The 24,583-nt window shown below is 72.3% G+C and carries 23 protein-coding genes and 1 tRNA gene; 14 read left to right on the top strand and 10 right to left on the bottom strand.

All coding sequences use genetic code 11. From position 1 onward, the window contains the following. Positions 1-91 precede the first annotated feature (91 nt). The 6 genes from tig to ABD067_RS07965 all read right to left on the bottom strand — a co-directional run bounded on the left by tig (position 92) and on the right by ABD067_RS07965 (position 7,818). Entirely contained in the window at positions 92-1,435 is a 1,344-nt protein-coding gene (gene tig, locus ABD067_RS07990) for a trigger factor (protein ID WP_343894697.1), read from the bottom strand. Between the two features lie 52 nt (positions 1,436-1,487). Next, positions 1,488-1,572: transfer RNA gene (locus ABD067_RS07985), tRNA-Leu, on the bottom strand. A gap of 87 nt (positions 1,573-1,659) precedes the next feature. After that, on the bottom strand, positions 1,660-4,059 hold the full coding sequence (locus ABD067_RS07980) for a 1-deoxy-D-xylulose-5-phosphate synthase N-terminal domain-containing protein (protein ID WP_343894696.1): 2,400 nt from the start codon (positions 4,057-4,059) through the stop codon (positions 1,660-1,662). Positions 4,060-4,217: 158 nt separating this feature from the next. Beyond that, entirely contained in the window at positions 4,218-4,790 is a 573-nt protein-coding gene (locus ABD067_RS07975; RefSeq protein ID WP_343894695.1) for a surface-adhesin E family protein, read from the bottom strand. A 93-nt stretch (positions 4,791-4,883) separates the two neighbouring features. Further along, a complete protein-coding gene (locus ABD067_RS07970; RefSeq protein ID WP_343894693.1) occupies positions 4,884-6,326 on the bottom strand; it encodes a malonyl-CoA decarboxylase domain-containing protein in 1,443 nt (480 codons plus the stop codon). A gap of 31 nt (positions 6,327-6,357) precedes the next feature. Beyond that, entirely contained in the window at positions 6,358-7,818 is a 1,461-nt protein-coding gene (locus ABD067_RS07965; RefSeq protein WP_343894692.1) for an NAD(P)H-hydrate dehydratase, read from the bottom strand. Between the two features lie 81 nt (positions 7,819-7,899). Here ABD067_RS07965 and ABD067_RS07960 point away from each other — a divergent pair, with 81 nt between their 5' ends. From ABD067_RS07960 to ABD067_RS07935, 6 genes are all read left to right on the top strand, one after another. Next, on the top strand, positions 7,900-8,178 hold the full coding sequence (locus ABD067_RS07960) for a hypothetical protein (RefSeq protein WP_343894691.1): 279 nt from the start codon (positions 7,900-7,902) through the stop codon (positions 8,176-8,178). 102 nt (positions 8,179-8,280) lie between these two features. Further along, complete coding sequence (gene parA / locus ABD067_RS07955) at positions 8,281-8,928, top strand: ParA family partition ATPase (protein WP_343894690.1); 648 nt, start codon at positions 8,281-8,283, stop codon at positions 8,926-8,928. 18 nt (positions 8,929-8,946) lie between these two features. Next, positions 8,947-9,408 carry a CopD family protein gene (locus ABD067_RS07950; protein ID WP_343894689.1) on the top strand — a complete coding sequence of 154 codons (462 nt, stop codon included), beginning with the start codon at positions 8,947-8,949 and terminating at the stop codon, positions 9,406-9,408. Between the two features lie 7 nt (positions 9,409-9,415). Next, on the top strand, positions 9,416-9,844 hold the full coding sequence (locus tag ABD067_RS07945; RefSeq protein WP_343894688.1) for a GNAT family N-acetyltransferase: 429 nt from the start codon (positions 9,416-9,418) through the stop codon (positions 9,842-9,844). 6 nt (positions 9,845-9,850) lie between these two features. Further along, complete coding sequence (locus ABD067_RS07940; protein WP_343894687.1) at positions 9,851-10,453, top strand: class I SAM-dependent methyltransferase; 603 nt, start codon at positions 9,851-9,853, stop codon at positions 10,451-10,453. Positions 10,454-10,488: 35 nt separating this feature from the next. Further along, the gene (locus ABD067_RS07935) at positions 10,489-11,469 is read left to right on the top strand and encodes a zinc-binding dehydrogenase (RefSeq protein WP_343894686.1); all 981 of its coding nucleotides are present in this window, start codon (positions 10,489-10,491) and stop codon (positions 11,467-11,469) included. Positions 11,470-11,475: 6 nt separating this feature from the next. On the opposite strand, the gene ABD067_RS07930 is transcribed toward ABD067_RS07935, so the two are convergent. Next, positions 11,476-12,408, bottom strand: a complete 933-nt coding sequence (locus tag ABD067_RS07930) for a DMT family transporter (RefSeq protein WP_343894685.1) — start codon at positions 12,406-12,408, stop codon at positions 11,476-11,478. Between the two features lie 37 nt (positions 12,409-12,445). Between ABD067_RS07930 and ABD067_RS07925 the strand changes: the two genes are divergently transcribed. Genes ABD067_RS07925 through metC form a run of 4 tightly spaced genes read left to right on the top strand, consistent with a single transcriptional unit; the run spans position 12,446 to position 15,884 of the window. Beyond that, positions 12,446-13,099, top strand: a complete 654-nt coding sequence (locus tag ABD067_RS07925) for an NUDIX domain-containing protein (RefSeq protein WP_343894684.1) — start codon at positions 12,446-12,448, stop codon at positions 13,097-13,099. Continuing rightward, positions 13,096-13,818, top strand: coding sequence for an alanyl-tRNA editing protein (locus ABD067_RS07920; RefSeq protein WP_343894683.1), 723 nt, complete (start codon positions 13,096-13,098; stop codon positions 13,816-13,818). Before ABD067_RS07925 ends, ABD067_RS07920 begins: the two co-directional genes overlap by 4 nt. Before the next feature lie 6 nt (positions 13,819-13,824). Beyond that, the gene (locus ABD067_RS07915; protein ID WP_343894739.1) at positions 13,825-14,670 is read left to right on the top strand and encodes a sulfurtransferase; all 846 of its coding nucleotides are present in this window, start codon (positions 13,825-13,827) and stop codon (positions 14,668-14,670) included. Continuing rightward, positions 14,670-15,884, top strand: a complete 1,215-nt coding sequence (gene metC / locus ABD067_RS07910) for a cystathionine beta-lyase (protein ID WP_343894682.1) — start codon at positions 14,670-14,672, stop codon at positions 15,882-15,884. The genes ABD067_RS07915 and metC overlap by 1 nt, the downstream gene beginning before the upstream one ends. 171 nt (positions 15,885-16,055) lie before the next feature. On the opposite strand, the gene ABD067_RS07905 is transcribed toward metC, so the two are convergent. Further along, positions 16,056-16,547 (bottom strand): Fur family transcriptional regulator, encoded by a 492-nt coding sequence (locus ABD067_RS07905; RefSeq protein ID WP_343894737.1) that lies wholly within the window; start codon positions 16,545-16,547, stop codon positions 16,056-16,058. A 99-nt stretch (positions 16,548-16,646) separates the two neighbouring features. Here ABD067_RS07905 and hisI point away from each other — a divergent pair, with 99 nt between their 5' ends. Both hisI and lpxB read left to right on the top strand, forming a co-directional pair. Next, complete coding sequence (hisI, locus tag ABD067_RS07900; RefSeq protein WP_343894681.1) at positions 16,647-17,060, top strand: phosphoribosyl-AMP cyclohydrolase; 414 nt, start codon at positions 16,647-16,649, stop codon at positions 17,058-17,060. Between the two features lie 31 nt (positions 17,061-17,091). Further along, positions 17,092-18,237 (top strand): lipid-A-disaccharide synthase, encoded by a 1,146-nt coding sequence (gene lpxB / locus ABD067_RS07895; RefSeq protein WP_343894680.1) that lies wholly within the window; start codon positions 17,092-17,094, stop codon positions 18,235-18,237. Positions 18,238-18,246: 9 nt separating this feature from the next. Here lpxB and ABD067_RS07890 read toward each other — a convergent pair whose 3' ends face one another. After that, positions 18,247-19,188: a Gfo/Idh/MocA family protein gene (locus tag ABD067_RS07890; RefSeq protein WP_343894678.1), complete on the bottom strand. Its 942-nt coding sequence runs from the start codon at positions 19,186-19,188 to the stop codon at positions 18,247-18,249. A 139-nt stretch (positions 19,189-19,327) separates the two neighbouring features. Between ABD067_RS07890 and secD the strand changes: the two genes are divergently transcribed. Together secD and ABD067_RS07880 are read left to right on the top strand one after the other, a co-directional pair. Beyond that, positions 19,328-21,928 carry a protein translocase subunit SecD gene (gene secD, locus ABD067_RS07885; protein ID WP_408871523.1) on the top strand — a complete coding sequence of 867 codons (2,601 nt, stop codon included), beginning with the start codon at positions 19,328-19,330 and terminating at the stop codon, positions 21,926-21,928. Positions 21,929-22,380: 452 nt separating this feature from the next. Next, on the top strand, positions 22,381-23,409 hold the full coding sequence (locus tag ABD067_RS07880) for an EAL domain-containing protein (RefSeq protein ID WP_343894676.1): 1,029 nt from the start codon (positions 22,381-22,383) through the stop codon (positions 23,407-23,409). On the opposite strand, the gene ABD067_RS07875 is transcribed toward ABD067_RS07880, so the two are convergent. Continuing rightward, positions 23,388-24,524: an iron-containing alcohol dehydrogenase gene (locus ABD067_RS07875; RefSeq protein ID WP_343894736.1), complete on the bottom strand. Its 1,137-nt coding sequence runs from the start codon at positions 24,522-24,524 to the stop codon at positions 23,388-23,390. The genes ABD067_RS07880 and ABD067_RS07875 overlap by 22 nt on opposite strands. Positions 24,525-24,583: the final 59 nt, after the last annotated feature.

The raw sequence follows: 24,583 nt of genomic DNA, 5'->3' as shown, positions 1-24,583 counted from the left end.
CGCGGCGCCCCGGAAGGAGTCGCCGCCTCGTTGATGGACCTATGTGGTAGCACGAACCCGACCGGGAAAGCCCCACCCAAAACCGTGGCGCTCAGGCCGCGGCGGACGCGGCCGTCGCCAAGTCTTCCGGGGAAACGTTCCGCTCAGTCACCTTGGCCAGCTCCAGCATGAAGTCGACCACCTTCTCCTCGAAAATCGGGGAACGGAGGTTCTCGGCCGCCTGCGGGTTCTTGCGGAAGAACTCGACCACCTGCTGTTCCTGGCCCGGGTAGCGCGAGGCTTCCTGCCGCATGGCGCGGGCCAGTTCCTCGCCCGACACGGCGATGTTGTTGGTCCGGCCGATCTCCGACAACAGTAAACCCAGGCGGATGCGGCGCTCGGCGATGCCCCGGTACTCGGCGCGGAGGGTGTCCTCGTCCTTGCCCTTGTCGTCGTCGTCCAGCCGCCCGGCCTTCATGTCGGCCTCGACCCGTTGCCAGATACCGTTGAACTCGGCGTCCACCATGCCCTGCGGCACCGGGAAATCCGCCCGCTCTGACAACCGATCCAGCAAGGCCCGCTTGACCTTCATCCGGGACATGGAGTCGTACTCGCGTTGCAGCGTCTCGCGCACCGTCTCGCGCAGCTTCTCGGCGGTTTCGAAACCCAGGCCGGTGGCGAAAGCGTCGTCCATCTCCGGCAGGACCGCGCGCTTCAGGGCTTTGCAGGTCACCTCGAACCGCGCGGCCTTGCCGGCCAACTCCTGGGCGGCGTACTCGGCTGGGAAGGCCACTTCGACTTGGCGGGTCTCGCCGGCGCGGATGCCCACGAGCTGCTCGGTGAAGCCCGGGATGAAGCCCTCGCCGGCCACCTCAATCGGCATGTCGGTGGCGGAGCCGCCGGGGAAGGGCTCGCCCGCTTCGCCGTCCGTGACGAGCCGCCCGACAAAGTCGCACACCGCGACCTCGCCCGCCTCGGCCGGGCGCTCCTCCGCGATGTCTTCCAGCTTGCGGTTGCGCTGGGCGATCGCCGCCAGGGCCTTGTCCACCTGCTCGTCGCCGGGTTCCGCCTTCAGCCGCTCCAGCTCGATGCCGGCGAAATCGGGCATCGGCACCTCCGGCATGACCTCCATCTCGACCTTGAACTCGAGGTCGGTACCGTCGGCGAAGTTCACCAGCTCCACCTTCGGCTGCTGCGCGGGGCGGAGGCCGCGGTCGGACACGACGCGCTGGGTGGCGTTGTTCACAGAGCTTTCCAGCACCTCGCCCATTACCGCTTGGCCGTAGCGCTGCTGCACCACCCGCGCCGGGATCTTGCCGGGGCGGAAGCCGGGCAGCCGGAGGTCCTTGCCGAGCTGGGCCAAGCGCTTTTCGCGCTCGGCGGTGATGTCGGTCGCGGGGACCACCACAGAAAAAGCCCGCTTCAGGCCCTCGTTCGCGACCTCGGTCACCTGCATCGTCGTTCTATCCAAAATAGGGTGTTGGCCGGGGGAGCCGCGGGGCGGCGCATGGTGCGGGCGGAGGGATTTGAACCCCCAAGGCTTGCGCCACCGGAACCTAAATCCGGCGTGTCTGCCAATTCCACCACGCCCGCGTTGAGCCGGCCCGCGGCCCGGAAGCCGTCGGCTTTAGCGCAGCCCGGCCCGCTTTCCAAGGACGCGGTGGGTCGGGCCCCGCGGGCCTAACCGATGAGCGCTTGGGCGCAGGCGTCCAGGATGGCGTCCACGTCCAGACCGTACTCCCGGTAGAGGTCCGGCAGATCGCCGGCTTGGCCGAACCGGTCCACCCCGAGCGGCACCACCCGCTGGCCCCGTACCGCGCCGAGCCACGCGTGCGCGGCCGGGTGCCCGTCCAGCACCGTCACCAGCGCCGCACCCGGGGCGAGCGGCGCGAGCAGGGTTTCGATGTGGCTGGGCGCGGGCGCGCCGCCGCGGCCTGTTCTGGCGCCGCGCCGAGAGGCCAGCCACTCGGCGTGCAGCCGGTCCGGGCTCGTCACGGCCAGCAGCCCCGCTTCGGGCACGTCCTCCCGGAGCTGCTCGAACGCAGCGAAGGCTTCCGGCGCAACCGGCCCTTGGTAGGCGATGGCGATAGGGGCGCCCGCGGCGGGCGGCACCGCCCAATGAGCGCCGGCGATCACCGCGGCCGGGTCGAGCTTGCGCTCCGGCTGCTCCAGCCCGCGCGTGGACAAGCGCAACCACACCGCGGACCCGTCCGGCTTCTGCATGTGTTCGAAGGCCCACCGCATCATGATGGCCAACTCGTCAGCGTGGGCGGGCTCGTAGCTGGCCAACCGATCCTGGGCGATGCCGATCAGCGGCGTGTTGACTGATTGGTGCTGGCCGCCTTCCGGCGCGAGGGTGAGGCCAGAAGGCGTTGAAACCAAAAGAAATCTTGCGTCCTGGTAGCAGGCGTAGATGAGGGCGTCGAGGCCGCGGTTCACGAACGGATCGTACACGGTGCCGATGGGGAGGAGCCTCGCGCCGTGCAGGGAATGCGCGAGGCCGAGCGCCGAGAGCAGCAGGAACAGATTCTGCTCGGCGATGCCGAGTTCGATATGCTGCCCTTCCGGCGACATGCCCCACCGCTGCGCGGACGCGAGCTTCGCGTCGCGGAAGACGTCGTTCTTGAGGTGTCGGTCGAAGATGCCGCGCCGGTTCACCCAAGGCCCGAGATTGGTGGAAACCGTCACGTCCGGGCTGGTGGTGACGATCCGGGACGCAAGCGCCGCCACGCCCTCCCCGCCTCGCCCGATCTCCGCGAGAACCTCGCCGAAGGCTTGCTGCGTGGAAAGCTTGCGGCCGGCCGGCACCTTAGGGGTGGGGAACGAGGCGGGTACATGCACGGCCGGCGCGACGAGGCGCCGCCCTTCCGGCGCCAAAGGACGGGCGAAAGGCACGGCGTTGAGAAAGGCGCGAAGCTCGGCCTCTGAGGGCTCCAGCCCCTCGAACGGGTCCCATTCGCGCCCGTCGCGGATGCCCATCCCCGCCTTGAAGCCGGCCATCTGCTCCTTGGTCATCAGGCCGGCGTGGTTGTCCTTATGGCCCGCAAAGGGCAGGCCCATGCCCTTTACCGTGTAGGCGATGAAGCAGGTGGGTTGGTCGCCAGCGGCGTCCTGGGTGCGGAAGGCTTCCAACAGGGTCTGGACGTCGTGCCCGCCAAGGTTGGTCATCAGCGCGCTCAGCTCGTCGTCCGAGAGCGGGTCGAGGATGGCGCGGATGCCCGGGATGCGACCGAGGTCGGCCAGCAACGCCGCCCGCCACGCCGCGCCGCCCTGGAAGGTCAAGGCGGAGTAGAGGCTGTTTGGGCAGTCGTCGATCCAGCGGCGGAGGTGGTCGCCGTCCTCCCGGGCGAAGGCGGCTTCCAGCTTGCGGCCGTATTTCAGGGTGAGGACGTTCCAGCCCATGTCGCGGAACAGGCCTTCGATCCGGCCGAACAACCGGTCCTGCACCACCGAGTCCAGGCTTTGGCGGTTGTAATCGATCACCCACCAGACGTTGCGGATGTCGTGCTTCCAGCCCTCCAGCAGGGCCTCGTAGATGTTGCCCTCATCCAACTCGGCGTCGCCCACGATGGCGATGTGGCGTCCGGCCGGCAGTTCGGCGCGGCCGAGATTATGCAGGCGCACGTAATCCTGGACCAGACTTCCGAAGGAGGTCAGCGCGACGCCGAGGCCGACGGAGCCGGTGGAAAAATCCACCTCCGACCCATCCTTGACCCGGCTTGGGTAAGGTTGGATGCCGCCGAATTGCCGAAGCGTTTCCAGCTTCGCCCGGTCCTGCCGGCCGAGAAGGTAATTCACTGCGTGGAAGACCGGCCCGGCATGCGGCTTCACCGCCACCCGGTCCTGCGGCCGCAGAATCTCGAAATAAAGCGCGGCCATGATGGATATGACGGAAGCGGACGAGGCTTGGTGCCCGCCCACCTTCAACCCGTCCCGGTTGGGCCGGATGTGGTTCGCGTGGTGGATCATCCACGCCGACAGCCAGAGCAGCTTCCGCTCCAACGCGTGCAGCAGCCGCAGCCGGGCCGCCTCGTCCACGGCGGGCTGGGTGGCCTGCCCAGGACCGGTCAGGACGTTCATGTCGTTTTCTCCCCGCTGCCGGGGCGCATGTGGCCCCCCTGCGCCGGGCCCGGCAAGGGGGTGAACCGCCGGCCCGGGCCGGAAGCCCCCGCTCATTGCGGTCCGGATAGGAGCCGTTGCCGCTCAGGCGTCCCTCACCGACCGCAGGATGAACGCGCTCAAGTGCTGAACGTGCCGCCGCGGTTCCTTTGGAAGCGTGGCACCGCGGGCACCGGGGGAACACCGGGCGCGACCGGGGGCGCGGCGTTCGGCGGAGCGGTGCCCAAGCAGACGACCGCCGCCAGGGCCGCGATGACCGTGTTCGGCACGACGCCCCTCCACTGGTCCTGCCCCACCCGTCCCAGCACGGGCCCGAGGGCGACCTGATCGGGGTGCGCGGTCCCATCATGGCGGCGGTAGCGGGCCTTCTCGCAATCGATCTCGATCCGTTCCTTCAACGAGCCGACAGTGACTCCGCCCGGAAGCACCGCCGGCTCCCGCTTCGACGCGACGAGCATGATGAACGCGGAGGAGCCGACGCGCAGTGTGGATTGCGGATGCATGAACACCGCGCTTTCGCCGTGCGTCCCAAGCAAAAGCCACCCCGGCCCGGGCGCGACCGGCGCCGCAGTTGCCGGCCGGGTCGGGAGGGACGCGGCAGGCCCGCCTGTCCCGGCCGGCGGCGTCGCGCAGCCCCCGAACAACCCGAGCAGCGAGGCTAGGCCGAGAAGGGTGGTGCTGGAGCGTGTCATGGCGTTATTCTAATACGTTATAAGAACGATCAACATCCTGCCCGCGATGCCTCGCGAAGAATCCAGCGGGGCCGCCGGCCCGGATGGACGCCCTCAGTTCCAGCCCCGGGCGAGCCGCCGGATGGACGCCGCCGCGGGGCGTCTGCCCTCGCCCACGTACTCCTCATGGTGGTCCTCGATCTTGGCAGGGTCGTAAAGGTAGTTGACCATCAGCCCCGCGCTCTCGCGCAGGCCCTTCTCGGACACATCGCCGCGCCAGTTGATGCGTTCCACCCGCGCCCCGTTGGACAGGTGGAAGTGGGCCACCGGATCGCGCGCGCGCCTTCCGTTCCTGCCCGCCTCGTTGAGCAGGTAGCCGGCGCAGAGCCGGGTCAGCACCGGTTCCAGCGCTCGTGCCACGCGCTCCTCCCGCGTCCAGCCGCGCCGCTTCAAGATGCGCGACAGGGTCTCGGCCGGCGTTTCCGCCGCGACCACCGCCGTGCCGCCCTCCGCCCCCGCGCCGAGCGGCGGCGGGGCCGCGGCCCGGAGCGCCGCCCCTTCCTCGTCCGTCAGCAGCTTGGCCGCGGGATCGGACAGGCGCTCCTGCAACCAGCGGCAGAAGCCCGGGATCGGCGACAAGGTGGCGAAGGCCTTAACGTTGGGCAGTTCCTGCCCCAACAGCTCCACCACGCGCTTGATGAGGAAATTGCCGAAGGAGATCCCGTCCAGGCCGCGCTGGCAGTTGTTGATGGAGTAGAAGATGGCGGTGTCCGCTTCGCGCGGGTCGAGCACCGGCGCCTTCTCGTCGAGCAGGCGCTGCACCGAATCGGAGAGCCCCTTCACCAGCGCCACCTCCACGAAGATGAGCGGTTCGTCGGGCATGCGGGGGTGGAAGAAGGCGTAGCAGCGCCGGTCGGAATCGAGCCGGTTCTTGAGGTCGCGCCAGGTGCGGATGCGGTGGACCGCCTCGTACTGGACGAGCTTCTCCAGCAAGGACGCGGGCGAGGACCAGTCTATCCGCCGCAGCTCCAGGAAGCCCACGTCGAACCAGCTCGCCAGCAACGTCTTCAGGTCGGTCGCCAGCGCCTGGATGCGTTTGTCCCCTTCCGCGCTCGCCCGCAGCATCTCGGCGTGGAGGTCCACCAGGAACTTCACCCCGTCCGGGATGGTGTTGATCTGCATCAGCAGCCGCAGCCGCGGCGGCTCCAGCACGCGGCGGAGTTCCGCCTTGGCCGCGGCTTGCGCTTCGGCGTCGGCCGCGTCGGCCAAGCGCTCGGTGGCGACGCGGACGGCGGCCGGGTCGGAGTCGAAAGCGGCGAGGGTCCGCAGAAAGGAGCGGCGCCCCTCGGCGTTGAGGGCGAGGTAGGCCTGCGCGAGCTTGGCGGCGCGGTTGCGCGCGGACACCTCGCCGCCGCGGCCGTTGAGGCAGGCGCGCATCTGCGCCTCGATCGAATCCTCCTCGGCGCCGCTGACCCGCTCCGCCATGTCGCGCCAAAGGCTGGTGACACGGCGCAGCGCGCGATCGAATAGGCCGCTCTGCTCGGCGACTTCGGACATGCTTGGACTCGTCCCAGTTGCTCGCGACGATTTACGTGGTGAAACCTAGCGCGATTTCATCTCCGAATCCTGTGCCGCCTGCGTGCGCGAGGGCTCCTGGCAACAGATTGATCAGGTCGGCGGGCACGAGGCCGGGTCCGGGCCGCAGCCGGGCCGCCTCGCCGTGCAGCCAAGCCCCAGCCGCAGCGGCGTCGAACGGCGCCATGCCCCGGCACAGCAGCGCGGCGATGATGCCGGCGAGCACGTCGCCGGTGCCGCCGATGGCGAGGCTCGGCGGCGCGTTGTCGTTGATGGCGACGCGGCCGTCCGGCGCTGCGACCACGGTGTCGGCGCCCTTCAGCAACACGACGGCGCCCGTGCGCGCGGCGGCGGCGCGGGCGGCGGCCGGCTTGTCGCCGCCCACGGGGCCGAAGACCCGCGCGAACTCGCCGGCGTGAGGCGTGAGCACGGCGGCGCCCGCGAGCGCTTCCGGCGCGTCGGCGCAGGCCAAGAGCGCGCCCGCGTCCACGACCGCCGTGCGGCCCGCGTCGATGACGCGCCGCAGCGTCCCGCGCGTCCGCGGCGTCGGCGGCAGTCCGGGGCCGAGCAGCCACACGGCGCGGCGCCCGTCGTCCAGCAGCACCGGGACCGGCTCCTCGGAGACGATCGTGGCCGGATCGCCGGCGCGGTAGACCGCCGCCGCGGCCGCGTCCGGCGCGGCGACGGTGACGAGGCCGGCCCCCGCCCGGTGCGCGGCGCCGGCGGCCAAGCGCGCCGCGCCGGTCATCGCATCGCCGCCGACGATCGTGAGGTGGCCGCGCGTGTACTTGTGGCCGCTAGGTGACAAGGCGGGCAGCGACCACAGGCCGGGCCCGTTGCGGAACGCGCGCGGCCCGACTCCGGGCAGCACGGAAGCCGCCAGCCCGATGTCGGCCAGCAGCACGTCGCCGCACAGCTTCCGGCCCGGCAGCAGCAGGTGTCCGGGCTTGCGACGGAAGAACGTGACGGTCAGCGCCGCCTGAGGCGCGAAGCCGCGCACCGCGCCGGTTCCGCCGTCGAGCCCGGAGGGCACGTCCACCGCCAGGATCGGCGCGGACGCGGCGGCGAGCGTTTCGGCGGCGACGCCGTCCAGGTCGCGCGCGAGGCCGGCGCCGAACACCGCGTCCACCACCAGCCCGGCGCGCCGGGCCTCCGCGGGAGCGAAAGGCACCACCGGCCCGCGCCACCGGGCGGCCGCCCAGGCCGCGTCGCCGCCGGGCCGCGGGAGCGCCAGGATGGCGACCGCCACCGGCCAGCCCCGCCGTTCCAGGAGGCGGGCCGCGACGTAGCCGTCGCCGCCGTTGTTGCCCGGCCCGGCAAGCACCAGCGTCCGGCACGGGCGGAACCGCGCCCGCGCCGCCCGTGCCACCGCGCGGCCTGCGGCCTCCATCAGCGCGATGCCGGGCACTCCGCCCGCGATCGCCGCCGCGTCGGCCCGCGCCATCTCGGCCGGGGTCAGCAGCTCCAGGGTCATGCACAGGCCTCCCACGAGGGGCGCCGGCGAACCGCCGGCCGCTTCGCGCGCTACGGTGGCGGAACACCCCCGGTAAGGTCCATGCAGCGTAAGCCCCTCTTCCTCATCATCCCCGTCATCGCGGTCATCGCCGCGCTGGTGCTCTTCTTCCAACGCGACAACACGGGCCAGCCCGAAGCGACGACCGGGGCGTCCCGCTCGCAGTCGGCGACGGGGTCCGGGGCGCAGATGCCGCCCAGCAGCTCGCTCAACCCGACGCCGTCCGGAACGCCTTCCCCCACGGACCCGAACAGCACGCCGTCCTCGGCGACGCAGCGCTCGCCGTCCGGCGAAGCGGCGCGCCCGACCGAACGCCGCTGAACCGTCGGAGCGGAGCGCGTCGCCCCGTCGCTGTCGCGGCGGCCTGTTCCGGCCTACCCGATCGTGCTCTAGCCTCCCCCGCTGCCGGGAGGAGGCGCGTGAATGGCTTTCGTAGTCGCGGTGGCGCAGCAGAAGGGCGGGTCCGGCAAGTCCACGGTGGCCGTCAACCTCGCCGCCGTGCTCGCGGCCGAAGGGCGGCGCGTCGGGTTGCTCGACACCGACCCCCAAGGCTCCGTGACCCGCTGGCACGAGGAGCGGCAGCGGCGCGCGGACGGGTTGGCGTCGCTCTCCTTCGCCCACCCGTCCGGCTGGCGTGTGCCGACCGCCTTGGACAAGTTGCGGCGGAGCCACGACGTCGTGGTGCTCGACACCCCGCCCCACGCCGGCACCGATGCCAAGGTGGCTATCCGAGCCGCGGACCTTGTGCTCATGCCGGTGCAGCCCTCGCCCGCCGACCTTTGGGCGAGCGAAGGGACGCGGCGGCTGGCGGCGGAGGAGAAGCGCCTTTTGCGGGCTTTGCTCAACCGGGTGCCCGCGCAAGGCAAGATGCGCGACCGCGTGGCGGCGGCGCTCAAGGAGATGGAGGTGCCGCTGCTTGAGCAATGCCTCGGCAACCGGGCGCATTTCGCCTCGGCCTTCCTCGACGGCCTCGCGGTGACGGAAGCGGCGCCGCGCTCCGCGGCGGCGGCGGAAGCGCGGGCCCTCGCAGAAGCCGTCATCGCCTTGTCATCATCGTTTCCCCGCCGCTGAACGGAAAAACCCCGCGCCATGCTCGGCCAACTGCTCTACTCCTTGCACGTCCTCGGCGCTGTCCTCTGGGTCGGCGGCATGGGCTTCGCGCTCCTGGCGCTGCGGCCGGCGCTCGCGGAGCTGGAACCGCCGGCGCGGCTCGCCTTGCACGAGGGCGCGCTGCGGCGCTTCTTCCTGATCGTGTGGCACGCCATGCCGGCCCTGCTGCTGACCGGCTGGGCGCTGCTGTTCTTCTGGTACGGCGGCTTCCGCGGCTCCGGCTGGCACATACACCTGATGCACCTGACGGGGCTGGTGATGGCGGGCATCTACCTGGCGCTGTTCTTCGGTCCGTGGCGGGCGTTCCGGACGGCGCGTGCGGCTGGGAACACGGCGGATGCGGCGGCGAACGCCGACAAGGTTCGCCAACTGGTGTCGATCAACTTCATCCTCGGGCTGCTCACCGTGGCGGTGGCGGCCTGGGGGCGCTTCGGCGGATGAGAGCGAGATGAGCGCGGGCGGCCAAGTCGAGATCAGCGAGGACGAGTTCCCGGAAATGGAGGCGGTCAGCGCCATCCAGCGCGGGCTGCACGCCTTCAACCAGGAGATGGGCGGTTCCTACGACCGCGAGCCGGTCACGGTGCTGGCGCGGATCGACTCTGTGGTGAAGGGCGGGCTGCTCGGCCTCACTTACTGGAACTGGATGTTCATCGACTGGCTGTGGATGGCGCCCGACATGCGCGGCCAGGGCGTCGGCGGCGCCATGCTGGACCGGGCAGAAGCCATCGCGCGGGCGCGCGGCTGCACCGACGCCTACACCGACACCTTCAGCTTCCAGGCGCCGCACTTCTGGACCCGGCACGGCTACACCGAATTCGGCCGGCTGGACGGCATGCCTCCGGGGCACAGCCGGATCTGGTTCCGCAAGACGCTGTAGGGCCGCGTGGCCTGCGAAGCCGAGCGCATCATCGGGTTGTACCGGCGGCACGCCCGCGCTTGGGCGGAGGACCGCGGCACCACGCTGCTCGAAGGCGCCTGGCTCGACCGCTTCCTGGCGCTCCTGCCCCCGGGCGCCGCGGTGCTCGACATCGGCTGCGGCTCCGCCGAGCCGATCGGGCGGTACCTGATCGAGAACGGTCACGCCGTCACCGGGATCGACTCCGCGCCGGAGATGATCGGCCTTTGCCGGGAGCGCTTCCCGCGCGGTGATTGGCGCGCCGCGGACATGCGGGCGCTGTCGCTCGGCCGCGCCTTCGGCGGCCTCCTCGCCTGGGACAGCTTCTTCCACCTGCGCCCCGGGGACCAGCGCCGGATGTTCCCGGTCTTCCGGTCGCACGCCGCGCCGGGCGCCGCCCTGATGTTCACCAGCGGCCCGGCGCACGGCGTGGCGATGGTCCAGTTCCGCGGCGAACCGCTCTACCACGCGAGCCTCGACGCTGCGGAGTACCGCGCGCTGCTGGCCGCGAACGGCTTCGAAGTCGCGGCGCACGCCGTGGAGGACCCGGCGTGCGGCGGCCACACGGTCTGGCTCGCGCGGCTTGGATAGGCCAGCCTCCGACCCGACCTGAGGGAGGACCAGCCATGAAAGCAGCCGTCGTCACGGAAGCCGGCGTGCAGGTGCGGGACGTGCCGGAGCCTAAGCCAACCGCGCAGCAGGTGCTGGTGCGGGTGCGCGCGTGCGGGCTCAACCGCGCCGACTTGGCCGTGGCCGCCGGGCACGCGCACGGCAGCGTCGGCGGCCCGGGCACGATCGTCGGCATGGAGTTCGCGGGCGAGGTGGTGGAGGTCGGCTCCGAGGTGCCCGCCTCGGCCGGCATCGCACCGGGCGCGCGGGTGATGTGCTCCGGCGCCGCGGGCTACGCCGAGCTCGCGGTGGCTGACTGGGGCCGCGTCTCGCCGGTACCGGGCAACAGCATGAGTTGGGAGCAGGCGGCGACGCTGCCCATAGCGCTACAGACCATGCACGACGCCGTCGTCACCAACGGCCGCCTCACGCGGGGCGAGTGCGTGCTGATCCAGGGCGCCTCCTCCGGCGTCGGATTGATGGGGATGCAGATCGCCAAGCTGATGGGCGCGAAGCTCGTGCTCGGCAGTTCCACGGACGCGGGGCGGCGGGCGCGGCTCGGCGAGTTCGGCTGCGACGTGGCGGTCGACACCTCCGATTCCGCTTGGCCCGACCGCGTGCTGGAGGCGACCGGCGGGCGTGGGGTGGAGCTGATCGTGGACCAGGTCTCGGCCCCGGTGGCGAACGGCAACCTGCGCGCCTGCGCCATCCTCGGGCGCATCGTCAACGTCGGCCGGCTCGGCGGCGCCAAGGGCGAGTTCGACTTCGACCTCCACGCCATGCGCCGCATCAGCTACATCGGCGTGACGTTCCGCACCCGCAGCGTGAACGAGGTGCGCGAGATCAACCGGCGCATGCGGGCGGACCTGTGGGGCGCGGTCGAGGCGGGCAAGCTGCGCCTGCCGCTCGACCGGACCTTCCCGCTGGCGGAGGCCGCGGCGGCGCTGGAGCACATGAAGGCGAACCGGCATTTCGGGAAGGTGGTGCTGGTGACGTAGGCGGCGTCACCGCCGCAACCCGAGCGCCACCTCGCGGCGCCAGATGTAGAGGCCGGAGCCCACCAGCACGAGGATGCCGGCCAAGTCCCAGCCGTCCGGCGACTCGGCCCAGATGAGCGCGCCGGTCAGCGTGGTCCAGACGATGGCGGAGTACTCGAACGGGGCGAGCAGGGTCGCCTCGCCGCGCCGGTACCCCTCCGTCATCATCACCTGCGCCGCCGCCGACACGAGGCCGGTGCCGGCCAGCAGCAGCCATTGCGTCGCGGTCGGCGCCAGCCAGCCCGGCGCGGCGGCGATGCCGGACACCACGGCGGCGCTGAAGGCGAACCAGAGCACGATCGCAACGCCGCTCTCGCCGGCGTCGCCCAAGCGGCGGATGGAGATCATGGCCAACGCCCATCCCACCGCGCCCATGAGCACGATGCCGACCGCGAAGGCTTGGCCCTCCGGCATTCCCGCCGGGTTGGCCATGAGCAGCACGCCGCCGAAGCCCACCAGCACCGCCGCGCCGCGCCGCTGGCCGACGCGCTCGCCCAGCAAGGGGATCGAGAGCAGGGTCAGGAACAGCGGCATGGTGAAGCCGAGCGCGGTGACGGTGGCGAGCGGCAGCGTCGCGTAGCCGTAGAAGGCGCCGCACATGCCCATCAGCCCGGCCGCGGTGCGCCAGGCGTGCAGGCCCGGCCTGGACGTCCGCAACGCGCGCAGGCCGCCGCCCCGCCACAGCAGGGGCAGCAAGACGGGCAAGCAGAACAGGTTGCGGCAGAACACCACCTGCGCGAGCGGGATGGCGCCATCCAGCGCCTTCACGAAGGCGCCCGCCACGGAAAAGACGGCGGCGGCCCCGAGCACGAGCAGCACCGCCCGGCGCCGGGCGCGGCCCAGGGCGGCGGCAGCGGCGGCGGCTCCGCCGGGCGCGGTTGTCGGGGGTGCGGTGTCCATGGACGGAATTCGGCGCCGAGGGTAGGGTCCGCGCCCCATGAAGGCCAGACCACCCAAGGCGCCGCCCGTCCCGGCGCACCCGGGCATGACGGTGCTGGAGGACGAGGTGGTCTGGGGCGGCCGCTTCCCGCTCCAGCGCGTGCGCTTCCGCTACACCCGCTTCGACGGCGCGCGCTCCTCCGAGCTGACCTGGGAGCTGTGGCGGCGCGGGCGCGGCTGCGCCGTGCTGCCCTACGACCCGGTGCGCGACAGCGTCGCCTTGATCGAGCAGTTCCGCCTCCCTGCCCTCGCCGCCGGCCTCCCGCCGGTGATGACGGAATGCCCTGCCGGCTTGGTGGAGGACGGCGAGGACCCGGAAGACGCGGCGTGGCGCGAGGTCGCCGAAGAAGCGCGGCTGCGGCCGGAACGCATGGAGCGCATCGGCCGCTACATGCTGATGCAGGGCGGCTGCGACGAGGTGATGCACTACTACGCCGCCCACGTCTCCTTGCCGGCCTCGCCGGAGGAGGCGGGCAACGGCGGCGTCGAGTCCGAAGGCGAGGACACGCGGGTGCTGGTGATGCCCGCCGAGGCCGCCTTCGCCGCGGTGGATAGCGGCGGCGTCCAGAACGTGTCGGCGGCGCTGTGCCTGTTCTGGTTGCGGCACCACCGCGCTCGCCTGCGCCGCGAGTGGACCGCGGAGGCCGCATGACGACCGAGCTGCTGTACCGAGCCGACCCTTACGCCCGCGGGTGCGCCGCGCGCGTGCTGGCGGCGGGGCCGGAAGGCGTGCTGCTCGACCGCACCGTGTTCTACGCCCAGGCCGGCGGCCAGCCCGGCGACACCGGCGCGCTGGAATGGGACGGCGGCTCCATGCTCGTCGCCCGCGCGATGAAGGGGCCGGACGACACGGTGCTGCACCTGCCGGCCGAGGGCTCGGCGCTGCCGCCGGTGGGCTCCGAGGTGCGCGCCTCGCTGGATTGGGCGCTCCGCCACCGGCACATGCGGATGCACACCACCCTGCACCTGCTGTGCAGCCTCATACCGGGCGCGGGCGTCACCGGCGGGCAGATCGGCGCCGAGCGGTCGCGACTCGACTTCGACCTTCCGGACCCGCCGGCGAAGGAGTGGCTCACCGAACGGTTGGCCGCCTTGATCGCCGCCGACCACCCCGTGGGCGAGCGCTGGATCACCGAGGCGGAGCTGGACAACCAGCCCGAGCTGGTGCGGACGCTTTCCGTGCAGCCGCCGCGCGGCGCCGGGCGTGTCCGCCTGGTGCGGATCGGGCCGGAAGACGCGCCCGTGGACCTCCAGCCCTGCGGGGGCACGCACGTGCGCTCCACCCGCGAGATCGGCCGGGTGGAGGTGACGAGGCTGGAGAACAAGGGCAAGCAGAACCGGCGCGTCTACATCGTGCTGGCGGGGGAGTAGGCCATGATGGAACCTCTGGTCTCGACCGAATGGCTCGCCTCGGAACTCGGCAAACCCGGCCTAGTCGTGTTCGACGCCACCATGTATCTGCCGAACGAGCCGCAGGACGGGCGCAAGGATTTCATCGCGGCACGCATCCCCGGCGCGCGCTACTTCGACATCGACGAGGTGGCCGATCCCGACAACGACCTGCCGCACATGATCCCGACCCCGGCGCGTTTCGAAAAGCTCATGGCGGCGCTGGGCGTTTCAAACGACTCGCGGTTCGTGTTCTACGACCAGAAGGGCCTCGCCTCCGCAGCGCGCGGCTGGTGGCTGATGCGGCTCTTCGGGCACGAATCGGCGGCGGTGCTGGACGGCGGCTTGCCCAAGTGGCGGCGGGAGAACCGGCCGACCGAGAGCGGCGAGCCCCCTGCTCCCCAGCCCGGCCGCTTCGTCGCGGATTTCCGGGCCGACCGGGTCAGGGGCATCGGCGACGTCAAGCGCATCGTCCGCCAAGGGGGCGGCGAGGCGCTGATCCTCGACGCCCGCTCCAAGGGCCGGTTCGACGGCTCGGCGCCTGAGCTGCGGCCCGGCCTGCCCTCCGGCCACATGCCGGGCGCGGCGAACCTGCCTTATGCCGAGTTGCTGAACCCGGACGGGACCATGCTGGACCCGGTGGCGCTGCGGGCGCGGTTCGAGGCGGCGGGCGTCGAGGCGGAGCGGCCGGTCGTCACCTCCTGCGGCAGCGGCGTCACCGCCTGCATCCTCTCGCTCGGGCTCGTCCGCGCCGGCCTGCCCGAAGCGGCCGTGTACGACGGCTCCTGGACCGAATGGGCCTCGCGGCCCGAAACCCCGAAGGCGACCGCCTGATGCCCGACGACGCCCCTCCTCCCGCACAGAAGCAGCAGGGCTTCGCCACGCGCATGAGCCACTGCGGGCGCGCCGGCACGCGCGTCCACGGCTTCGTCAACCCGCCGGTCCACCGCGGCTCCACCGTGCTTTACCCCGATTGCGCGGGGCGGATCGGTGCGGCGAAGCGGCGCTTCGACCAGTACCTGACCTACGGCACCCAGGGCGGGCCGACGCACTACGCCCTGGAGGACATGGTCGCCGAGGTGGAGGGCGGCACGCGCTGCCTGATCGTCGGCACCGGCCTCGCCGCCGTGGTGGTGCCGATGCTGGCCTACCTCAAGGCGGGCGACCACTGCCTGGTGCCGGACAGCGTGTACGGGCCGACGCGCAACCTCTGCGACACCTTGCTCAAGGGCTGGGGCATCGAAACCACCTACTACGACCCGACCGTGGACGAGGCGGGGATGCGCGGCCTGACCCGCGCCAACACCCGCGTCGTCTTCGTCGAGAGCCCCGGCAGCCACACCTTCGAGGTGCAGGACGTGCCCGCCATCGCCCGCGCCGCGCACGCCGCCGGTGCCAAGGTGCTGATGGACAACACCTGGGGCATCCACCACTTCCAGCCTTTCCGCCACGGGGTGGACGTATCCATCCAGGCCCTGACCAAGTACGTCGGCGGCCACTCCGACATCCTGCTCGGCAGCGTGACAGTGCAGGACGAGGAGGACTGGAAGGCGGTGCGCGGCGCCGCCTCCACGCTGGGCCAGTACGCCTCGCCGGACGACGTGTGGCTGGCGTTGCGGGGCCTGCGGACCATGGCGGTCCGGTTGGAACGCCAGGAGGCCAACGGCCTGGAGGTGGCGCGGTGGCTGGAAGGGCGGCCGGAGGTGCTGAAGGTGATGCACCCCGCCCTGCCGGGCCACCCGCAGCACCACCTCTGGAAGCGCGACTTCACCGGGGCTTGCAGCCTGTTCGGCGTGGTGTTCCAGCCGCGGTTCTCCATCGAGGACGTGACGCGGTTCATCGACGGGCTGTGCCTGTTCGGCATCGGCGCGAGCTGGGGCGGCTACGAGAGCCTGGCGCTGCCCACCACCGGCTTCGTCACGCGGACGGCCGGCACGGGCGCCTTCGGCGGGCCGATGGCGCGGCTGCACATCGGGCTGGAGGAGCCGGCGGACCTGATCGCCGATCTGGAACAGGGATTGGTGCGGCTCGCGGTCGTCACGTCGTGAGGCGCGCGCCGTAGCGCGACGCCGCTTCGGCGGCGCGGCGGACCTGTTCGCGGCCGGGCGGGAGCGGCGGCGCTGGCGCGATCGGTGCCTCGCGGGCTTTCCGGACGAAAGACGCGGACCGGGCGTTGGCTCGGGCGGTGTAGCTTTTCCCGCCGGCGGAACGCGAGCGCTTCAGGACGCCTTCGCCGCTGCGGCGGCGCAGTCGGCGCACACGCCCTCCGCTTCCACCGTCGCCCGGTGCAGGGTGAAGCCGGCCGCGACCGAGGCGGAAGCCAGAGCCGCCGTTATCGCGGGGTCGCTGATCTCGGCCGTGGCGCCGCAGTTGCTGCAGATGAGGAACTGGTGCGGATGGTCGTGGCCGCCCTGGCGGCCTCCGGCGCCGTGCGGGTGGTCGTGGACGCCGCCCCCTTGCCCTGCTTCCACGCAGCCGAGGAAGGCGTTCAGCCGCTCGACCTTGTGGATCAGGCCTTGTTCCAGCAGGAAGTCGAGCGCCCGGTACACGGTGGGCGGGGCGGCGCCGCTGCGGAGGGTCTTGAGCTTGTCCAGCAAGGCATAGGCGCCGACGGGCTGCTCGGCTTCCAAGACGAGGCGGAGGACCTGCCGGCGCAACTCGGTCAGTTGCGCGCCGCGGCGGGCGCACTGGGCCTCGGCCCGGTCCAGCATGGTGTCCAGCGGTGCGGCCACGCCCGTTCCTCGCTCCTGGCTGCGGTCGGTCGGGTCTTATATAGGGCCGCGCCAGCCCTCGATACGGAAGCCCGCCGCATGACCTCCCCCGCCGCGCCCGAGCCGAACGCCGCGTTCCTCGACGCCATCCGCTTCGACGGGCGCGGGCTGGTGGCGGCGGTGGCGCAGCAGCACGACAGCGGCGAGGTGCTGATGCTGGCCTGGATGAACCGCGAGGCGGCGGCTGAGACGCTCCGCACCGGCCGGGTCTGCTACTGGTCCCGCAGCCGCGGCGCGTTGTGGCGCAAGGGCGAGACCTCGGGGCAGGAGCAGCGGCTGGTGGAGATGCGGCTGGACTGCGACGGCGACGCGCTGCTGCTGCTGGTGGAGCAAACCGGGGTCGCCTGCCACACCGGGCGGCGAACCTGCTTCTACCGGGCGGCCCGGGACGGGGCGGCGGTCGAGATCGCTGCGCCCGAGGCGGACCCCGCGGCGTTGTACGGGCAGCGGTGAGCGCGGCGCCGCGACAAACCGGCCCCGAAGCGTGACCCTCATCTACCTGGTGGCCGGCGAAGCCTCGGGCGACGTGCTCGGCGCCCGGCTGATGGCGGCGCTGCGGCGCCGGCGGCCGGGGGTCGGGTTCGCCGGCGTCGGCGGGGAGCGCATGGCCGCGGCGGGGCTCCGGAGCTTGTTCCCGATGCGCGACTTGTCGCTGATGGGGCTGCTGGAGGTGGTGCCGAACCTGCGGCGGTTGGCCGGGCGCATGGCCGAGGCCGAGGCCGACATCCTCGCGCGGCGGCCGGCGGCGCTGGTGACGATCGACGCGCCCTCCTTCGCGCTCCGCCTCGCAGGCCGCGTCCGGTCGAAGGGCGTGCGGGTGGTGCACTACGTCGCGCCGCAGGTCTGGGCGTGGCGGCCGTGGCGGGTCGCCAAGATCCGGGAACGGGTTGACCTGGTCCTGGCGCTGCTGCCCTTCGAGCCGGCCTTCTTCGAGCGGGCGGGCGTGCCGGTGCGCTTCGTCGGCCACCCGGTGCTGGAAAGCGGCGTGGATGGCGGCGACGCGGTGCGGTTCCGGGCGGCGCACGACCTCGGCGCGGCGGAGCGGCCGGTGGTGGTGATGCCCGGCAGCCGGCGCGGCGAGGTGTCGCGGCTGCTAGGGGTGTTCGGCGAGGCGCTTCGGCTGGCGTCGCGGGAGGCGCCGGGGCTGCGGCCGGTGCTGCCGGTGGCCGGGCCGGTGGCGGAAGCGGTGCGCGCGGGCACGGCGGGGTGGGCGGTGCCGCCGGTGCTGCTGACCCGCGCGGAGGACAGGCGGGACGGCTACGCGGCGGCGGAGGCCGGGCTCATCAAATCCGGCACCTCCAGCCTGGAGATGGCGGTGGCCGGGGTACCGCACGTGGTCGGGTACAAGGTGAATCCCGTGACCGCGGCCATCGTTCGGCGCTTGATCGAAGTGCCGCACGCTTCGCTGGTGAACCTGCTGGCGGGGCGGGAGGTGGTGCCGGAGCGCATCCAGGAGAACTGCACGCCGGAACGGCTGGCGGCGGAGCTGGCGCGGCTGCTGCGCGGCCCGGGCGCGGCGGAAGCGCAGCGGGCGGCCTTTGCGGAGGTGCTGGCGATGCTGCGGCCAGCACCGGGGCTGGCGCCGAGCGAGGCGGCGGCGGAGGCGGTGCTGGAGGTGGTGGAGGGCTGAGGCGGCGGGTCAGCGTCCCGCCCCAATGGCCGCTTCCACCCGCAAAGCCGCATCCAGCGCGCGCAGGCCGGCAGCACCGTCGGCTTCCACCGGCGCGCCTCCCTTCACGGAAGCGACGAACGCCGACTGTTCCGCCTCCAGGCTGTCGTGCTCGGTCCAGGTGGCGCGGTCCACGCCCCAGCCCGGCATGTTCGGCGCCGGCTCGGCGCCGCCGGGGCGGAGCGCTTCCAGGCTCCGCGCCAGGAAGTCCACTCGCACCTCACCAGCCGGGCCGAGGAGGCGCAGGCGGCGTTCCATGCCGACGCTCACCCGGCTGGCCGTGACCGTCGCCGCCGCGCCGCTCTCGAAGCGGAGCTGGGCCACGGCGAAGTCCGGGAAGGGCGTCATCACCGCGCGGCCGACCGCGCGCACCTCGGCGAGCGGCGAGCCGGCCAGGTCCAGCACCAAGTCGAGGTCGTGGATCATCAGGTCCAGCACCACCGACACGTCGAGCCCGCGAGGGCGGAAGGGCGCGACGCGGGTGGCCTCGAAGGAGAGCGCGCCGGCCTGCGCGGCGCCGCTGCCGCGCAGCGTCCTGACGGCGGCCGAGTGGCGCTCGATGTGGCCGACCTGGAGCACCAGGCCGCGGCGGGCGGCGGCCTCCACCAGCGCCTCGGCCTGGGCGACGGTGGCGGCGATCGGCTTTTCCATGAACAGGTGCCGGCCGGCCTCCAGCACCCGCATGCCGTGCGCATGGTGGTGGGCGGTCGGCACGGCGACCACCACGGCGTCGCTCCGCGCGATCAGTTCCGCTTCCGAGAGCGCCGGGGCGCCGGTTTCGGCGGCGATGGCGGCGGCGCGGGCCGGGTCGGCGTCGTGCAGGCCGGAAAGGGCGCCGCGGGTCGCCAGCTTGAGCGCGTGGAAGCGCCCGAAGTGCCCGGCGCCGAGCACGCCTATCCTGATGGCGGCCATGCGCCTCCCCTTCCCTGACCGGCCAAGCCTTTAGCAGCCCCACGCCGGGGTTGCATCCGGGGGGGGCGGGGAGGACAAAGGCGCCTTGCAAGCCAGGGCAGCCCCGCTCCGGGCGCCCGCCAAGGACGCGAACCGCCCGATGATGTACTTCGCCCGCTGGAAGACCGCCGCGATCGGGGCCGTCCTCCTCCTCGGGGTGCTGCTCTGCCTGCCGAACCTGTTCCCCGCCTCGTCCCTGCCGGACTGGGCGCGGCGCATCTCGCTCGGGCTCGACCTCCGCGGCGGCTCCTACCTGCTCCTGGAGGTCGACCTGAACGCGGTGGTGCGGGAGCGGTTGGAGGGTTTGGCGGACGGCGCCCGGACCCGGCTGCGCAACGCCAACATCGGCTACGTGAACCTGTCGGCCGACCCGGCGGGGCGGCGCGTGTCCTTCCGGGTGCGCGACCCGGCGCAGGCCGAGCCGGCGGCGCGGCAGGTGCGGGAACTCGCCAACCAGATCACCACCTCGGCCGGGACCAGCGTGCCCGACATCGAGGTGGCGGCGGCGCCGGACGGCACCGTCACCGCCACGCTGACCGAGGCGGGGCTGCGGTCCAAGGCGACGGGGGCGGTTGAGCAGTCCATCGAGATCGTCCGCCGCCGGGTGGACGAAACCGGCGTGGCCGAAGCGCTGGTCGCGCGCCAGGGGCAGAACCGCGTGCTGGTGCAGCTCCCCGGCGTCGAAGACCCGAACCGGATCAAGGAGCTGATCGGCAAAACCGCCAAGATGACCTTTCACCTGCTGGACGAGGGCGCGAACCCGGCCGCCGGCGGGGCGCCGCCGCCCGGTGTGATGTTCCTGCCCGGCGACCGCGCGGGCGCGCAGGAGCGCTACGCGGTGCGCCGCCGGGTGGAGGTGGACGGCGGCAACCTGACCGACGCCCGCGCCGGCCAGGACAGCCGCACCGGCGAGTGGGTGGTGAACTTCGCCTTCGACTCGGTCGGCACCCGCCGCTTCGCCGACACCACGCGGCAGAACGTCGGCCGGCCCTTCGCCATCGTGCTGGACGAGCGGGTGATCACCGCGCCGGTGATCCGCGAGCCGATCACCGGCGGCCGGGGGCAGATCAGCGGCTCCTTCACCGCGCAGAGCGCCAACGACCTCGCGGTGCTGCTGCGCGCCGGCGCCCTGCCGGCGCCGCTGACCGTGGTGGAGGAGCGGAGCGTCGGGCCGGAGCTGGGCGCGGACGCCATCCGGGCGGGCATGATCTCGCTCGCGGTCGGGACCGCCTTCGTGTTCCTGTACATGGGGCTCGCCTACGGGCTGTTCGGCTGGTTCGCCAACATCGCCCTCATGTTCAACATCGTGCTGCTGCTGGCGGGCCTGTCGCTGTTGGAGGCGACTCTGACCCTGCCGGGCATCGCCGGCATCGTGCTGACGCTCGGCACGGCCCTCGACGCCAACATCCTGATCAACGAGCGCATCCGGGAGGAGGTGCAGAACGGGCGTTCGCCGATCAACGCGTTGGAGGCCGGCTACACCCGCGCGTCCGGCACCATCCTGGATTCCAACCTCACCAACCTGATCGCCATGGTGTGCCTGTACGTCTTCGGCTCCGGCCCGGTGAAGGGCTTCGCGGTGACGGTGTCGATCGGCACGGTGGTGCAGATGTGGACCGCGACGGTGCTGACGCGGCTGATGGTGGCGTGGTGGTACCGGCGCACCCGGCCGTCCGAATTGCCGGTGTTCCAGCGGCCCGGCCTGCCGCTGCTGGAGCGGCTGCGGCGGCCGCTGTTCCGCGTCTTCCCGGACAACACGCGCATCCCGTTCATGCGGGGCGCAAGGATCGGCCTCATCGTGTCGGCGATCCTGTCCAGCGTCTCGCTGGCCATCGCCTTCTACCCCGGTTTGGAGAAGGGCGTCGACTTCAAGGGCGGCATAACCATGGAGCTGCGGACGCCGGGGCCCGCCGACCTGGCGCGGCTGCGCTCCGCCGTGTCGGGGCTGAACCTCGGCGACGTCGGCCTGCAAGAGTTCGGCGACGCCAGCACCGTCCTGGTCCGCTTGCCGGTGCAGGCGGACGAGGCCGGCACGCAGACCGCGGTCAATGCCGTCCGGGGCGCGGCGGAGGGCGTGGCGCCGGGGACGCGGGTGCTGCGCGTGGAAGCGGTGGGCAACCGCATTTCGGCGGAGCTGTTCCAGGGCGGGCTGTTGGCGCTCGGCCTCTCCTTCCTGGCGATGCTGCTCTACATCTGGTTCCGCTTCGAATGGCACTTCGGCATCGCCGCCATCGCCACGCTGCTGCTCGACACCACCAAGACGGTGGGGCTGATGGTGCTGTTCGGCATCGAGTTCAACCTGACCACCGTGGCCGCCATCCTCACCGTCATCGGCTTCTCGGCCAACGACAAGGTCGTGGTGTTCGACCGGATGCGGGAAAACCTGCGCCGCTACAAGGCCATGCCGATGCGGGAACTGGTGGACCTCTCGATCAACGAGACCATGAATCGCTCCATCGGCACCTCCGTGACGCTGCTGCTGGCGGCGTTGCCGCTGGCGATGTTCGGGGGCGACACCCTTTCCGGCTTCGCCTGGGTGATGGTGGCGGGCATCGTGATATCGGCGGCCTCCTCCGTGTTCATCGCAGCGCCGATCGTGCTCTTTGCGGGCAAGGACCGCGCCCCCCCACCGCCCGCACCGGCCGCCGGCGCCCGGGTGCCGGACAAGCGGCCTGCCGCGCCGTCCCCGGTGGGCGGGTGAAAGACGGCGGGGCGTGGGTTGCAGAGCGCGCCCTACCGCGCCCGCCCATCCCTGGGCGCAAGGAGGGTTGGGAGCGAAAGCAACCGGAAGCTATGTTCAGCGAGCGGCGTCCGTTGCGCCGGCGGCGGCCACGCGCGTTGGACCCCTTGCGACGGAGTCATTGCCGCAGCCGATTCCATGAAAAGGCAACCGGCGGCTGTGGCCGGCGTTGCGCTCGTGTGGACGGCTCTCAATAATGATGACTGTCGTTCAAGGATGATGTAGCATCGATCTACCTTCAACCAAAGATTGGAGCACCCTTGGATTCCGCGGTTCGACTGCCCAGGTCGCCTTCCCGCCGATCCCGCGTTCTGGTCCTGGCGCGGGATCCGGTGGTCATCTCCGCCGCCGAGGGTGCGGTGCGAGCGGAGCGCCGTGGGCCGCCGACCCTCGTGGGTTCGGGGCGGGAGGCTTTGGCGCATCTGGCGGCGCCGGGCGACGCCGTGCCCCACATGGTGTGCGACCCTTCGGCGATCACGTCGCATTGGCCGCAGGTACTGGCCAATTTGTCCGACCCTAGCGGCAACACCAAGCTCGTGCTGGTTTCGGCGAACGACGGGGACACCGCCTTGCCGCCGGACCTGGAGCTCCTGGCCGCCGAACTCCGGCTCGCCGCCAAGCCGCCCGCGCCGCTGCCACCGGAGCCGGCGGAGGCGCTCCGGGACGGGATGGCGCGGGGCGAGATCGGCGTGCGCTACCAGCCCATCGTCCGCGTCTCGGACCGCGCTCCGGTGATGCTGGAAGCGCTGGCGCGCTGGCGGCGCGACGACGCCAACATCCCTCCGGCCGCCTTTGTGCCGATCGCTGAGAAATTCGGGTTGCTGGACGCCTTGTCGGCACAGGTCACGCGGTGCGTCGCCTCTGATCTGCCCGCCTTGCCGCGGGCGCTGCGGCTCCCGGTGTCGGTGAACCTGTCGCTGCCCTTGCTCCTGTCCTCCGACCTGCTGCCCATGGTGGAGCGGACGGCGCGGCGGGCCGGCCTGCACGCGTCGAACCTGGTGTTCGAGCTGACGGAGTCGGAGCAGGTGGAGGACCGGTCGGCGCTGCGGCGCACCCTGGAGCGCCTCCGCGCCGCCGGCCACCGCGTGCTGCTCGACGACCTGGCGCGGCGCGACAAGCGCCGGGCGCTGCTCGACCTGCCCTTCACCGGCTTCAAGCTCGACCGCCGCTTCGTGGAGGCCATGGCGGACGACGCCGGGGCGCGCCACGAGGCGCGTGGCCTGATGCGGCACGCCGAAGCGCACGGCCAGGTGGTGGTCGCGGAGGGCGTGTCGAGCGAACGGGTCTGGCGCACCGTCCGCGGCCTCGGCATCCACTACGCCCAGGGCTTCGCCGTGGGCCGGCCGCTGCCGCCCGCCGCGCTGCCGGTCTGGTTGCCGATTTGGCTCGCCTGCGGGCCGTCCCGGGGCGGCTGCTTCGGCTACGCGAAGACAGTCCGGTAGAGCGACACGATCTCGGCCTCGTCCGGCACGCGCGGGTTGTTGGCGGGGCTGCCGGAGGCGAGCGCCTGCGCCGCCATGGTCGGCAGCAGCCTTTCCCAGGCGTCGGGGTCGATGCCGTAGCCGCGTGGCGTCGGCACCGCGAGATCCCGGTTCAACGCCCGCAGCTCCTCCAGGAGCTTGGCGCCCGCCACCTGGTCGGCGTCCTCGCGCCCGGCGACGCCCACGGCGCGCGCCGCTTCGGCGTAGCGCCGAAGGGCGTCGTTGAGCCCGAACTCCGTGACCGCCGGCAGCAGCATGGCGTTGGACAGGCCGTGGGGGACGTGGAAGTGCGCGCCGATCGGCCGGCTCATGCCGTGGACCAGCGCCACCGAGCTGTTGGAAAAGGCGAGGCCGGCCTGCGTCGCGCCCAGCATCATCGCCTCGCGCGCCGCGGCGTTCCGGGGCTCGCGGTGGGCGGTGCGGAGGTTGGCGCCGATCAGGCGCATGGCAGAGAGCGCCAAGCTGTCCGCGTGCGGGTTGGCCCGGCGCGACACGTAGGCTTCGAGCGCGTGGGTGAGGCTGTCGATGCCGGTGTCGGCCGTGGTGCGCGGCGGCACGGAGAAGGTCAGCTCGTGGTCCACCACCGCGGCCAGCGGCAGCGCGCCGAGGCCGGCGATGAGCATCTTCTCGTCCGTCTCGGTGTCGGTGATGACGGTGAAGCGCGTGGCCTCGCTGCCGGTGCCGGCGGTGGTGGGCACGCATACCACCGGCACCAGCGCGCGGTCGGCGTGCGCCGGCACCTTGAAGGCGCGCATCTTCGTGCCCGGCGGCGCGGCGGCGAGGATGGCCATGGCCTTCGCGGTGTCCATCGGGCTGCCGCCGCCGAAGCCGACCAGGCAATCGAAGTCGCCGCCCTTGAGAACCGCGACGCCGGCCTCGATCACCGTGTCGGTCGGGTCCGGCACCGTGTCGCTGAAGACCTCCGCGCGCAGGCCGGCGGCGCGGAGCGGCTCGAGGCATCGGTCCACCGTGCCGGAGGAGACCATCCAGGGATCGGTGACCACCAGCGGGCGGGACAGGCCGAACTGGGCGAGCACCTCGGCGACGCCCGAGACGCTGCCGCCGCCGATCCGCATGACGCGCGGCGAGACGATCGTTGCGACCACGGCGTTTCCTCCCCTGGTTAGGCGCAGGA

Source organism: Craurococcus roseus (assembly GCF_039523795.1).
In the GTDB taxonomy this organism is placed as follows: Bacteria; Pseudomonadota; Alphaproteobacteria; order Acetobacterales; family Acetobacteraceae; genus Craurococcus; species Craurococcus roseus.
Note: the sequence above shows the minus strand (reverse complement) of the source record. Positions and strands in the feature narration are given on the sequence as shown.